The sequence below is a fragment of the Pseudomonas sp. JBR1 genome (genome assembly GCF_028198185.1).
Taxonomy (GTDB): domain Bacteria; phylum Pseudomonadota; class Gammaproteobacteria; order Pseudomonadales; family Pseudomonadaceae; genus Chryseomonas; species Chryseomonas oryzihabitans_E.
This window is the reverse complement of sequence record NZ_CP116340.1, coordinates 666,671-679,982: the sequence shown is the minus strand read 5'-3', so window position 1 is coordinate 679,982 and position 13,312 is coordinate 666,671. Positions and strand designations below refer to the sequence as shown.

The 13,312-nt window shown below is 58.6% G+C and carries 5 protein-coding genes, 2 tRNA genes, 3 rRNA genes and 1 pseudogene; 2 read left to right on the top strand and 9 right to left on the bottom strand.

The window, feature by feature from the left end:
* Nucleotides 1-269 precede the first annotated feature (269 nt).
* Nucleotides 270-401: pseudogene (locus PJ259_RS03290) on the top strand (DUF1698 domain-containing protein); the annotation flags it as partial.
* 365 nt (nucleotides 402-766) lie between these two features.
* Here the strand turns inward: PJ259_RS03290 and rrf are convergent.
* From rrf to PJ259_RS03265, 5 genes are all read right to left on the bottom strand, one after another.
* A 5S ribosomal RNA gene (gene rrf, locus PJ259_RS03285) occupies nucleotides 767-882 on the bottom strand.
* A 159-nt stretch (nucleotides 883-1,041) separates the two neighbouring features.
* Nucleotides 1,042-3,933 (bottom strand): 23S ribosomal RNA (locus PJ259_RS03280).
* A gap of 292 nt (nucleotides 3,934-4,225) precedes the next feature.
* A tRNA-Ala gene (locus PJ259_RS03275) sits at nucleotides 4,226-4,301 on the bottom strand.
* A gap of 6 nt (nucleotides 4,302-4,307) precedes the next feature.
* Nucleotides 4,308-4,384 (bottom strand) — tRNA-Ile (locus PJ259_RS03270).
* 97 nt (nucleotides 4,385-4,481) lie between these two features.
* A 16S ribosomal RNA gene (locus PJ259_RS03265) occupies nucleotides 4,482-6,018 on the bottom strand.
* The 16S, 23S and 5S rRNA genes sit together here with 2 tRNA genes alongside, the layout of an rRNA operon.
* A gap of 593 nt (nucleotides 6,019-6,611) precedes the next feature.
* Between PJ259_RS03265 and PJ259_RS03260 the strand changes: the two genes are divergently transcribed.
* Complete coding sequence (locus PJ259_RS03260; RefSeq protein ID WP_271654704.1) at nucleotides 6,612-8,534, top strand: UvrD-helicase domain-containing protein; 1,923 nt, start codon at nucleotides 6,612-6,614, stop codon at nucleotides 8,532-8,534.
* Between the two features lie 75 nt (nucleotides 8,535-8,609).
* Here PJ259_RS03260 and PJ259_RS03255 read toward each other — a convergent pair whose 3' ends face one another.
* The 4 genes from PJ259_RS03255 to PJ259_RS03240 all read right to left on the bottom strand — a co-directional run bounded on the left by PJ259_RS03255 (nucleotide 8,610) and on the right by PJ259_RS03240 (nucleotide 13,155).
* Nucleotides 8,610-9,785, bottom strand: coding sequence for an L-rhamnonate dehydratase (locus tag PJ259_RS03255; protein WP_271654703.1), 1,176 nt, complete (start codon nucleotides 9,783-9,785; stop codon nucleotides 8,610-8,612).
* A gap of 94 nt (nucleotides 9,786-9,879) precedes the next feature.
* A complete protein-coding gene (locus tag PJ259_RS03250) occupies nucleotides 9,880-10,893 on the bottom strand; it encodes a 4-hydroxythreonine-4-phosphate dehydrogenase PdxA (protein ID WP_271654702.1) in 1,014 nt (337 codons plus the stop codon).
* Complete coding sequence (locus tag PJ259_RS03245; protein WP_271654701.1) at nucleotides 10,890-11,840, bottom strand: amidohydrolase family protein; 951 nt, start codon at nucleotides 11,838-11,840, stop codon at nucleotides 10,890-10,892. The genes PJ259_RS03250 and PJ259_RS03245 overlap by 4 nt, the downstream gene beginning before the upstream one ends.
* The gene (locus PJ259_RS03240) at nucleotides 11,833-13,155 is read right to left on the bottom strand and encodes an MFS transporter (protein WP_271654700.1); all 1,323 of its coding nucleotides are present in this window, start codon (nucleotides 13,153-13,155) and stop codon (nucleotides 11,833-11,835) included. Before PJ259_RS03240 ends, PJ259_RS03245 begins: the two co-directional genes overlap by 8 nt.
* Nucleotides 13,156-13,312 lie beyond the last annotated feature (157 nt).

Here is a 13,312-nt window from a genome sequence, read left to right as displayed (position 1 = left end):
CTATAAATTTGATTGGTCATGCAAAGAAAAAGGGGTACGACGCTGCGCACCCCTTGCCTACCGGCCTTAGGCCACTGGGCATTGTATACCGAAAAAGCCCAGTGAAATGAAGCGGATCTCGGCTCATTCCGGCCCGAATACCAATGCTCTTACCAACGGTACCCCGAGCCCTGCCGTACCAATTTAGGTCCATCTGGAAGTCATCGCAGGTTGGGCTAAGCACTGCGAAGCCCAACATGGGATCCACGTCAGGAGACAGCATCGGCTAACTGGTCTTGGAAATTCTGGTCATCGAAGGCGAGGCCACTACCGTCCTGATGCCCGAGGACCGTTCCACGCCGATGCATAGTGCCTGGTTCCTGCCCTCCGTGGCTGCCCTACGATTCACAACTCCATGGTTATCCATCGCAATGATTGCCTAATAGCGGCCATGGGCCGCTCCTGCACTGAAGCTGGTATAGGAGCGGCCCATGGCCGCGATAGTCCGGCGCAGCCGAGCTGTCTGGGGCTTATGCGCTTTTGGCTTCCAGCAGCATCCTTGTGGCAAGCCATACTCCCAGTCCTCCGCAACACCGCTCTAGTCCCCTCTCCCCCTGGGAGAGGGTTAGGGTTAGGGCAGCCTCAAGCTCATGGCTTACCGGCCTTCCAGCTTCCGCCTGCAGGCCCCTCCGCCCAAGCCCCTTGGCATCCCCCCGCCAAAACTTTTCCCGCCCCAAAGACAACACCCCCGCCAGAATGAACTGAGCGGGGGTGCTGGGTGTTAGGCGCTTGACGATGACCTACTCTCACATGGGGAAACCCCACACTACCATCGGCGATGCATCGTTTCACTTCTGAGTTCGGGAAGGGATCAGGTGGTTCCAATGCTCTATGTTCGTCAAGCAATTCGGTTGGCTGGCCAGGCAATAAGACTGCCTGGCTGGCCCAATTGGGTCTGTGATCGAAGTAGACAATTCGTCTTGGGTCTTGCGAACCCACGCGCCCGTTTTCGGCGTCGTCTTCCTCACGCTCTGACCTGCGGTCAGATTGTTTGGGTGTTATATGGTCAAGCCTCACGGGCAATTAGTATCGGTTAGCTCAACGCCTCACAGCGCTTACACACCCGACCTATCAACGTCGTAGTCTTCGACGGCCCTTCAGGAAGCTCAAGGCTCCAGTGAGATCTCATCTTGAGGCAAGTTTCCCGCTTAGATGCTTTCAGCGGTTATCTCTTCCGAACATAGCTACCCGGCGATGCCACTGGCGTGACAACCGGAACACCAGAGGTTCGTCCACTCCGGTCCTCTCGTACTAGGAGCAGCCCCTCTCAAATCTCAAACGTCCACGGCAGATAGGGACCGAACTGTCTCACGACGTTCTAAACCCAGCTCGCGTACCACTTTAAATGGCGAACAGCCATACCCTTGGGACCGGCTTCAGCCCCAGGATGTGATGAGCCGACATCGAGGTGCCAAACACCGCCGTCGATATGAACTCTTGGGCGGTATCAGCCTGTTATCCCCGGAGTACCTTTTATCCGTTGAGCGATGGCCCTTCCATACAGAACCACCGGATCACTAAGACCTACTTTCGTACCTGCTCGACGTGTCTGTCTCGCAGTCAAGCGCGCTTTTGCCTTTATACTCTACGACCGATTTCCGACCGGTCTGAGCGCACCTTCGTACTCCTCCGTTACTCTTTAGGAGGAGACCGCCCCAGTCAAACTGCCCACCATACACTGTCCTCGATCCGGATAACGGACCAGAGTTAGAACCTCAAGGTTGCCAGGGTGGTATTTCAAGGATGGCTCCACGCAGACTGGCGTCCACGCTTCAAAGCCTCCCACCTATCCTACACAAGCAAGCTCAAAGTCCAGTGCAAAGCTACAGTAAAGGTTCACGGGGTCTTTCCGTCTAGCCGCGGATACACTGCATCTTCACAGCGATTTCAATTTCACTGAGTCTCGGGTGGAGACAGCGCCGCCATCGTTACGCCATTCGTGCAGGTCGGAACTTACCCGACAAGGAATTTCGCTACCTTAGGACCGTTATAGTTACGGCCGCCGTTTACCGGGGCTTCGATCAAGAGCTTCGCTTGCGCTAACCCCATCAATTAACCTTCCGGCACCGGGCAGGCGTCACACCCTATACGTCCACTTTCGTGTTTGCAGAGTGCTGTGTTTTTAATAAACAGTCGCAGCGGCCTGGTATCTTCGACCGGCATGAGCTTACGGGGTAAACCCTTCACCCTCACCGGCGCACCTTCTCCCGAAGTTACGGTGCCATTTTGCCTAGTTCCTTCACCCGAGTTCTCTCAAGCGCCTTGGTATTCTCTACCCGACCACCTGTGTCGGTTTGGGGTACGGTTCCTAGTTACCTGAAGCTTAGAGGCTTTTCCTGGAAGCATGGCATCAACCACTTCTCCTTCTAAAAGAAGGATCGTCATCAGTTCTCGGCCTTAACTGTCCGGATTTACCTAAACAGTCAGCCTACCACCTTAAACTTGGACAACCATCGCCAAGCTGGCCTAGCCTTCTCCGTCCCCCCATCGCAGTAACTAGAAGTACGGGAATATTAACCCGTTTCCCATCGACTACGCCTTTCAGCCTCGCCTTAGGGACCGACTCACCCTGCGTCGATTAACGTTGCGCAGGAACCCTTGGTCTTTCGGCGTGCGAGTTTTTCACTCGCATTGTCGTTACTCATGTCAGCATTCGCACTTCTGATACCTCCAGCAAGCTTCTCAACTCACCTTCACAGGCTTACAGAACGCTCCTCTACCGCATCACCAGAGGTGATACCCGTAGCTTCGGTGCCTGGTTTGAGCCCCGTTACATCTTCCGCGCAGGCCGACTCGACTAGTGAGCTATTACGCTTTCTTTAAAGGGTGGCTGCTTCTAAGCCAACCTCCTAGCTGTCTAAGCCTTCCCACATCGTTTACCACTTAACCAGGACTTTGGGACCTTAGCTGACGGTCTGGGTTGTTTCCCTTTTCACGACGGACGTTAGCACCCGCCGTGTGTCTCCCATGCTCGGCACTTCTGGGTATTCGGAGTTTGCATCGGTTTGGTAAGTCGGGATGACCCCCTAGCCGAAACAGTGCTCTACCCCCAGAGTGATACATGAGGCGCTACCTAAATAGCTTTCGAGGAGAACCAGCTATCTCCGAGCTTGATTAGCCTTTCACTCCGATCCACAAGTCATCCCCTGCCTTTTCAACGGAAGTGGGTTCGGTCCTCCAGTCAGTGTTACCTAACCTTCAACCTGCTCATGGATAGATCGCCCGGTTTCGGGTCTATTCCCAGCGACTAGACGCCCTATTAAGACTCGCTTTCGCTACGCCTCCCCTATTCGGTTAAGCTCGCCACTGAAAATAAGTCGCTGACCCATTATACAAAAGGTACGCAGTCACCCAACAAAGTGGGCTCCCACTGCTTGTACGCATACGGTTTCAGGTTCTATTTCACTCCCCTCTCCGGGGTTCTTTTCGCCTTTCCCTCACGGTACTGGTTCACTATCGGTCAGTCAGGAGTATTTAGCCTTGGAGGATGGTCCCCCCATATTCAGACAGGGTTTCTCGTGCCCCGTCCTACTCGATTTCATTGATAAGAGCGTTTCGCGTACAGGGCTATCACCCACTATGGCCGCACTTTCCAGAGCGTTCCGCTACTCTCAAATCAACTTAAGGGCTGGTCCCCGTTCGCTCGCCACTACTAAGGGAATCTCGGTTGATTTCTTTTCCTCAGGGTACTTAGATGTTTCAGTTCCCCTGGTTCGCCTCTTAACCCTATGGATTCAGGTTAAGATACCTAGCTTATGCTAGGTGGGTTCCCCCATTCAGAGATCTCCGGGTCACAGGTCATTTGCCACCTCACCGAAGCTTATCGCAGGCTATCACGTCTTTCATCGCCTCTGACTGCCAAGGCATCCACCGTATGCGCTTCTTCACTTGACCATATAACCCCAAGCAATCTCGCCGGCGTCCAAGGACGCTACCGATCTGCAAAGCGTTAGATGAGTGAAGACGACATTTCGCCGAAAACTTGCGCTTGAGTTCGCAAGATTTTACCTTGACGACACTAACTGCCAGTGAAAACAGTTAATGCAGTCTACTTCTATCACTTTCCCAATTTTTTAAAGAACAGTTCTGATCAAAGACCAGACATCAGAGTTTGGGCTACACCGGATGGTGTATCAAACGCTCATGTCTGAGCTTTTCAAGCAATCGCGTTAGCGGTAGGTGGAGATGGTGGAGCCAAGGAGGATCGAACTCCTGACCTCCTGCGTGCAAGGCAGGCGCTCTCCCAGCTGAGCTATGGCCCCATCGATTGGTGGGTCTGGGCAGATTCGAACTGCCGACCTCACCCTTATCAGGGGTGCGCTCTAACCAACTGAGCTACAGACCCAATCGTCTTACCTTGAGTCTAACTAACTCAATTGCTCTTCTATCAGTGAATCAAGCAATTCGTGTGGGTGCTTGCCAGCAAGCTGACATCTTTCGATTAAGGAGGTGATCCAGCCGCAGGTTCCCCTACGGCTACCTTGTTACGACTTCACCCCAGTCATGAATCACTCCGTGGTAACCGTCCCCCCGAAGGTTAGACTAGCTACTTCTGGAGCAACCCACTCCCATGGTGTGACGGGCGGTGTGTACAAGGCCCGGGAACGTATTCACCGTGACGTTCTGATTCACGATTACTAGCGATTCCGACTTCACGCAGTCGAGTTGCAGACTGCGATCCGGACTACGATCGGTTTTATGGGATTAGCTCCACCTCGCGGCTTGGCAACCCTTTGTACCGACCATTGTAGCACGTGTGTAGCCCTGGCCGTAAGGGCCATGATGACTTGACGTCATCCCCACCTTCCTCCGGTTTGTCACCGGCAGTCTCCTTAGAGTGCCCACCATAACGTGCTGGTAACTAAGGACAAGGGTTGCGCTCGTTACGGGACTTAACCCAACATCTCACGACACGAGCTGACGACAGCCATGCAGCACCTGTGTCTGAGTTCCCGAAGGCACCAATCCATCTCTGGAAAGTTCTCAGCATGTCAAGGCCAGGTAAGGTTCTTCGCGTTGCTTCGAATTAAACCACATGCTCCACCGCTTGTGCGGGCCCCCGTCAATTCATTTGAGTTTTAACCTTGCGGCCGTACTCCCCAGGCGGTCAACTTAATGCGTTAGCTGCGCCACTAAGATCTCAAGGATCCCAACGGCTAGTTGACATCGTTTACGGCGTGGACTACCAGGGTATCTAATCCTGTTTGCTCCCCACGCTTTCGCACCTCAGTGTCAGTGTTAGTCCAGGTAGTCGCCTTCGCCACTGGTGTTCCTTCCAATATCTACGCATTTCACCGCTACACTGGAAATTCCACTACCCTCTACCACACTCTAGCCAGACAGTTTTGGATGCAGTTCCCAGGTTGAGCCCGGGGATTTCACATCCAACTTATCAAGCCACCTACGCGCGCTTTACGCCCAGTAATTCCGATTAACGCTTGCACCCTTCGTATTACCGCGGCTGCTGGCACGAAGTTAGCCGGTGCTTATTCTGTTGGTAACGTCAAAACTCACAGGTATTCGCTATGAGCCCTTCCTCCCAACTTAAAGTGCTTTACGACCCGAAGGCCTTCTTCACACACGCGGCATGGCTGGATCAGGCTTTCGCCCATTGTCCAATATTCCCCACTGCTGCCTCCCGTAGGAGTCTGGACCGTGTCTCAGTTCCAGTGTGACTGATCATCCTCTCAGACCAGTTACGGATCGTCGCCTTGGTAGGCCGTTACCCTACCAACTAGCTAATCCGACCTAGGCTCATCTAATAGCGTGAGGTCCGAAGATCCCCCACTTTCTCCCGTAGGACGTATGCGGTATTAGCGTTCCTTTCGAAACGTTGTCCCCCACTACTAGGCAGATTCCTAGGCATTACTCACCCGTCCGCCGCTGAATCAGAGAGCAAGCTCCCTTCATCCGCTCGACTTGCATGTGTTAGGCCTGCCGCCAGCGTTCAATCTGAGCCATGATCAAACTCTTCAGTTAAGTAGACTGATCGGGTTTTGAGAAAACCCTAAACTTGGCTCAGCAATCGCAAAAAACTCATGAATTCACGAGTTACTTGTGTTGCTGATAATCTTGCGACATCAGACTTATCTCACAAGCACCCACACGAATTGCTTGATTCAACTTGTTAAAGAGCAGTGGTTGCGACCGTGTCGCTAACCGAGGCGCGCATTCTACGCCAACCTCACATCCTGTCAAGCGTTGATTTGAACTTTTTCGTTTCAACTCAACCACTTGCGCTTGCCTGACCGGTCTAACCAATCTCGGCAGCGGGAGGCGAATCCTACAGCATCCTGAGACGCTGTCAACCCCTCCGCTTCATTCCGTCATCACCCGAAGGCGAGAACCAAATGGCGAAGAATCCGTGGACCCCTCGCCCGGCTCAGACCTAAGTGCTTGATTTTCAAGCCGCTTCAGCATCTGCGCCGGAAGTGGGGCGCATTATAGGCGACTTCTGGAGGGCGTCAACAGCTAATTTCAGAAAACATGCAATAGAGGCCAGGAAGCTGGCCTGAGGCCGAGCTGTCACCTGTGCAGGGTAAGATGACGGGAGATGATGTTTCGAGGACTACATGACTTCCATCCTGGACCGCTACCGACAACAGCTAAGGAAAACCCTGGGTGACTGGTTTCCCCGCACGACTCTCTTTCTTAAAGGAGAGACGCCGCCAAGTGCCCGGAAAAGTGCATCGCCGGTGAAAACCCGGAAGGTGCAAAGGGTGGCTAAGGAGCCGGCCGCGGCAACCCGTAGCGAGAAAGTTGTCACTCCACCTAGCCCACCCATCCCCTCCCCTGCCGCTATCTATGGCCCGGCGTTCTCGGTGAAGCGTTCGCATGAGCAGCGGATGAAGACCCGCGTCGAGCAGGCAGTGGCACAGGGCATCGTCCAGCCACCTTCGCCGGAGCAATGGAAGATGATCCTTGCTCGCGCTCCCGCGACGCGAATCTTTGCCGGAGCGGGCTCGGGCAAGACCACGACACTAGTCTTGCGGGTCGTGTTCATGCTTTGTCATCTGGACATCCCACGGGAGCAGCTGACCGTCATTTCCTTTACCAAGGCGTCTTGCGATGAATTGCGAGCGCAACTGAGGCGCGTCCTGGCCTTCTGGGACGTCCCACTGGATGACGACGCAGCACGCGAACTGGTGCGAACCTTTCACTCTGCCTTGGCGCAACTGGCTCGCGCCGAGCTCAGAGCGACGCAGTGGTTCGAGCAGCTATCGGCCAACTCGAAAGGTGACGAAGAGCCGGATAACGGGTTGCTGGCAGGCGCAACCCTTAACGACAGTCAACGGCAACTGCTGCTGCAGGCCTACGAGACCTGTTATCGAGAAGACCCCGGATTTCGTCGCCGCATTCATCTATTGCTGGAATTGGCAGCACCCAATGAGGAAGCGCCTCCCAGCGCGGCGCCTTTGCAACCCTTCGTACTCAACGGTGAACGCCAACCACAACCGCTACCTGACCTCTTCTATGGACAAGCCTCGTTCGCCGAGACCCTGGGATTGCGTGTCGGCTCGATAAAGAGCAGCCAGCTTGAATGCTCGACGCGGGACCGGATCTTTCTGGAGGCCATGCAGCAATTCTGGCGACACTTTGGCAAGCTGCTGAAGGATCAGCGGCTGATGACTTTCAATACGGCCTTTGCCGTGCTGACGGATCGCCTGCAAAAGAAGCCCAGCCGCGCACTAATCGCACGCCTGAACCCCTTCACCCATCTGCTGATCGACGAATTCCAGGATATCTCGCCACAGATCGCCCTCTGGCTGCAGCAAGTGCAACACCGGCTTGCCGAGGAGAAAACCGCACCGTCGCTGATGGCCATTGGCGACGATTGGCAATCCATCTATGGCTGGCGCGGCAGCTCACCGGAGCTTTTCATCCATTTCGACCGCTGGTTCCCTGGCCAGACACCCAGTCAGACCCTGATGCTGGGGACCAACTACCGGTCCTCACCTGCGATCGTGGCGGACGGCGAGCGCATCCTGACACGGGTAAGGCACAAGCAACCCAAAAGCACCCAGGCTTTCCGTGCCGCGGATGACCAGGGCCACGGGGTGAAGGTCGTTGGGCAATTCGATATCGGTCGCCAATTGACCTCCCTGCTCGAGGAGATCAACGCGCAGCGGGGCTATGCAGCGCAACGTGAGCGGCCAGAGCGCTGTGCGGTCATGGTGATGAGCCGACTGAATGCACCCTTGAAAGCCATCAATGAGCAACTGGGTCGCCAGCCCGGCGTGCGGACTTGCACCATTCATAGGGCCAAGGGCTTGCAGGCTGAGGTGGCTATTGTCCTGGATGATGGCCAGCCCCAGCAGCCCCATCCGTTGCGCAATGCGCTCTACGCCGCCAGTGGGCATTTCCAGCAGAGCTATGACGAAGCCATGACCGATGAGGCGCTACGCCTGAGCTATGTGGCGGTGACTCGCGGCGTCAGTCGTGTGCTGTGGTACACCCGACAGCCACGGGGCGCGGCCGCGATTTTGGCTGGCTGAATCAGGTATCGCGGCAGGTGGCGCCTGAGCGCCAGACGACAGCCGCCTTCCCCGAGGCGGCTGCGTGCCCAGACCTTATTCGATCACATCGAAGTCCTTGAGATGTTCCTCCGACAACTCGAGGCCCAAGCCGGGTTTGTCGTCGTCGAGCTGCAGGTAGCCGCCGACCGGCTGAGGTTCGCCCTTGAACACGTAGTAGAAGAGCTCGTTGCCCACTTCCACGTCGAAGACCGGGAAGAATTCGGCCATGGGCGAGGCGGTACTGGCCATGGTCAGGTGGTAGTTGTGCATCTGGCCGGCGTGAGGAATGACCGGGACCGACCAGGCTTCGGCCAGGGCGTTGATCTTGCGGGCGGCGGTAATGCCGCCAACGCGGTTGGTGTCGTACTGGATGACGTCCACGGCACGACGTTCGAGCAGGTCCTTGAAGCCGTAGGAGGTGAATTCGTGCTCGCCGCCGGAGATGGGCGTGAGGCCCATCTTCTTGAGTTCGACATAGCCTTCGATGTCATCGGCGATGACCGGCTCTTCCAGCCAGCGCGGTTCGAATTCCACCAGCTTGGGCAGCATGCGGCGGGCGTATTCCAGCGTCCAGCCCATGTAACACTCCAGCATGATGTCGACGTCGGGACCAGCCAGTTCGCGCAGGGCACGCACCTGCTCGATGTTGCGCCGCATGCCGGCAGGGCCATCCTTGGGACCGTAGCCAAATCTCATCTTGAGGGCGTCGAAGCCCTGACTGAGATAGCCCTGGGCTTCCTCCAGGAACAGATCCAGGTTGTCGTTGGCGTAGAGCTTGGAGGCGTAGCAGGGAATCTTCTCCTTGGTGCGGCCGCCCAGCAGCTTGAACACCGGCTTGTTGACGGCCTTGCCCATCAAGTCCCAGAGCGCCAGGTCGACGGCGGAAATGGCGGCCATGCCGATGCCTTTGCGGCCCCAGGCGTGGGTGCGACGGTACATCTTCTGCCAGAGGTATTCGTTGTCGAAGGGGTCCTGCCCCATCACGATGGGCGTCAGATACAGGTCGATGATCTCCTTGGCCACTCGCGGCGCCAGGGCGCAGTTGCCCAAGCCGACCAGGCCGCTGTCGGTCTCTATTTCCACGACCAACCAGCCATGGAAGCGGAAAGAGCCCATGGCGTCGCCGCGCTCATAAAGGATGTCGGTGGCATTGGTGCAGAAGTGCGCCTGGGGCGGGACGACCTTACCTTTCCATTCGAAGACGCGGGTGCGGACGCTGGTGATTTTCATGGTGCGGTTCCTTTTCCGGGGATGAGCGAGGCCTGCCGGCGCTTCAAGCCGGTTCGGCGGATTCGGAAAGCGCCTTTGGGCGCCTCGGTATAACTCAGTAGCGGGAGCTACCCAGGCGGCAGGCGATCTCGAAGGCCTGGCGGGTGGCACCGACGTTGGCGCGACCCTGGCCGGCGATGTCGAAGGCCGTCCCGTGGGCGGGGGTCGCGATGGGAATGGGCAGGCCGCCCTGCACCGTGACGCCACGCGAGAAGCCCATGAGCTTGATCGCAATCTGGCCCTGGTCGTGGTACATGGTCACCACAGCGTCGAACGCCCGGGCATCGCCCTGGACCTTGAGAAAGATGGTGTCCGCCGGATAGGGACCGTCGGCAGCGATGCCCAACGCCTTGGCGCGTTCCACCGCCGGGCCGATCAGGTCCAGCTCTTCGCGACCAAAGCTGCCGTTGTCGCCATTGTGCGGATTGAGTCCGCAAACGCCGATGCGTGGCCGAGCCAGACCGCTGCGCTTGAGTTCGTTGTCGATCAGCTGGATGGCCTCGATCACTCTTTCCTGGCTGAGCAAGCCGGGAACCTCCTTGAGCGCGACATGGGAGGTCACGCGCGAGGTCCAGAGATCGTCCAGCACATTGAATTCGCAGAACGGTCCCTGGTATCTCAGGTGCTCGGCGAACCAATGCAGCTCATCGTTGTGGCCCATACCCGCCAGGTGCAGGGAGGTCTTGTTCAGCGGGCCGAAGAGAATGGCGTCGGTATGACCGGCCTGGGTCAGGTCGAGCGCCACAGCCAGGGTATCCAGGCTGTAGCGGCCACCGACAATGCTGGCTTCACTGCGCGCGAAGGCACCTTCGGCAGTGCCGCGATAGGGATACAGCAAGGGCATGTCGTCCTGAAAATTCAGGGCCTCGAGGCTGTCGATGCGCCGATAGGGAAATTCGCAGCCGGCGATGCGCATGCCCGTACGGGCTTCGTCCTCGTCGGCGATGAGCACCACGCGGGCGCGGCTGCGCACCTCGGGATCAGCTAGCAGCCGGGCGATCAATTCGGGGCCGATGCCGGCGGGATCGCCCAACACCATGGCTAGGCGAGGAAGGATGGGATTGCTCATGCGGAGGTCCTCAGATAGGTGTCCAGGCGAATGACGTCGGCCACGGGGCGATACAGGCGCTGGGCGGTGTCGTGGAAGAGGTGGCGCTGGGCCGGTGCGGGCAGGTCCGCGACCAGACGCTTGAAGCCACCGATGATGGTGTCGTAGCTGCCGCACAGGCGGTCGACGGGAAAGTTGCTGGCGAACATGGCGCGCTCCGGGCCAAAGATGGCGATGGCCTCGCGGACGATCCAGGCGTTGTCTTCGGCGCGCCAAGGCTGGCCTGCAAGGCCGAGCCCTGAGATCTTCAGCGCCACGTTGGGCCACTCGGCCAGGCGTGCCAGGGCCGCTCGCCAAGCGGCCAGGCCCTGAGGGCTGCGATCGGACGGCAGCCCCGTATGGTTGAGGATCAACTGGATGGCCGGAAAATCCCGGGCCAGGCGTCCGGCCTCGTCGAGATTCCACCAGGGCGTCTGCAGATCGAAGCGCAGGCCGTGGCGCTGCAGTTCGGCATAGCCACGGCGCCAGCGGTCGTCGCTCATCAGGGTGCGCTGGCTACCCATCTCGGCCAGGCAAGTCGGACCGCCTGGCTTGTGTCTCACGCTGCGCACACGCTCGAAGGCAGCCTGGTCAGCCAGCAGGTCGGCAGCGTCTTCAGCATCCAGCCAGGCCTGGGCGACCACGGCATTGGGCACGCCATGGCGCTGCGCCAGCTCGTGGATGTAACGGGTTTCGCCCAGGGGATCGCGCGGATCCCATTCGGTCTCGACGTAGACGGTCTGGGCCACATTGTGACCGGCGGCGTCGGCGAAATAGTGCTCCGGCAGGTAGTCGCCCTTGATGGCACTGTAGTCGCCGTAACGAAAGGGAATGGTCTCGGCCCCGGACAGCCAGGGGTGGAAGTTGCGCTCGGGCTCCCAGAAATGATGGTGAGCGTCGATGATGGGACCACTGTAGAGCTCAGCCATGCTGCACCTCCCGCTCGTCCAGGGCGATCAGCAGGGTGCCGAGGATGAACAGGCCCGAGCAGAGGGCGAAGAAGCCCAGTACCGCCGGATAGCCGCCCAGATGTTGCAGCAAGAGGCCGACCAGGATGGGCACGGCGATACCGCCGAGACTGCCGGCCAGATTCATCACTCCGCCGATCAGACCCACTCGCGCTGGCGCCGCCAGTAACGCCGGGAAACTCCAGTAGAGGCTGCCCCACATGAGGAAGAAGGCAGTGAGCGACAGCAGCGCCACGGCAGCGTAGGGATCGGTCAACTGCGGCAGCAGCAGAAAAGCCAGCAGCGCTACCAGCCCTGAGCAGGACAGCAAACCCTTGGCCGCCAGCCCGCGACGCATGCCCTTGCGCACCAGCAGGTCGCAGAGGAAGCCGCCCACCAGGGACCCGGCCGCGCCGCAGAGGAAGATGACGAAAGTGGCAGCGCCGATGCCCTTGATATCGAATCCCCGGGCCTGGGCGAGGTAGCTCGGTCCCCAGGTGAGCAGGCCGAAGAACACCATGGCCCAGCTGGCGCGACCGAGCAGGATGCCCGCCAGGGAGCGGCGGGCGATGCCCAGCCCTTGCGCACCGGCCTTGGCCGCCTGAGCCACGGAGGTGCTGCGGCCTTCGTTGATACGCGCGAGCTCGGCGGCATTCACGCCCGGATGGATTGCCGGATCGTCCCTGAGATAGCGCCAGGCGAGCCAGGCCATGGCCAGGGTCGCGATACCGGCGATGAAGAAGGCGGTGCGCCAGGAGCCGAAGACGGCGATCAGGTAGGCGATGAGCAGACCACCCAGGGCCACGCCCAGGGGACCGCCGCAGTCCATCAATACCGCGCCACGCCCGCGTTCGCTGGACGCCAGCCACAGGGAATTGAGCTTGCCGCCAGCGGGAAACAGGGGAGCTTCGGCGGCGCCCAGGGCGACGCGGGCGAAGATCAGCGACAGCCCGCCAGTGGCGAAGGCTGCGACGGTCTGGAAGACGCCCCAGAGGCCGGTGGACCAGCCGATGACCCGGCGTGGGCCGTAGCGGTCGATCAGCCAGCCACCGGGAATCTGCAGGAGCGCATAGGCCCAGAAGAAACTGCTGAGGATCAGCCCCTGGATGGCGGGCGTCAGCTGGAACTCGCGGGCGATGGTAGGCATGGCAATGGACAGGGAAACACGATCCACCAGATTGATGACGGTTAGGCCAAAGATGATGGCGAAGATGCGCCAGCGGACCCGGGAGGGCTGCAGGGCCGTGGGAAGGACAGCGGCGTCCTCATGGCGGCTGGTGCGAGATGTCGAGAGCATGGCGTGGACCCCTGGGATTCTTGTTATGGGTGTTCAGCTGCCGGCTGGCAAGATCGACTATCTGGCGTAGGCCGATAACCGTCTAATCAAATCTGTGCATAGGCGTATAGCCCCAGGATATAGGTCAGGCGACCGGATCCTGCCTAGGCGCTCTACC

Coding starts and splice junctions, on each gene's coding strand:
- PJ259_RS03260 (WP_271654704.1), top strand. CDS start 6,612: ATGACTTCCATCCTGGACCGCTACCGACAACAGCTAAGGAAAACCCTG.
- PJ259_RS03255 (WP_271654703.1), bottom strand. CDS start 9,785: ATGAAAATCACCAGCGTCCGCACCCGCGTCTTCGAATGGAAAGGTAAG.
- PJ259_RS03250 (WP_271654702.1), bottom strand. CDS start 10,893: ATGAGCAATCCCATCCTTCCTCGCCTAGCCATGGTGTTGGGCGATCCC.
- PJ259_RS03245 (WP_271654701.1), bottom strand. CDS start 11,840: ATGGCTGAGCTCTACAGTGGTCCCATCATCGACGCTCACCATCATTTC.
- PJ259_RS03240 (WP_271654700.1), bottom strand. CDS start 13,155: ATGCTCTCGACATCTCGCACCAGCCGCCATGAGGACGCCGCTGTCCTT.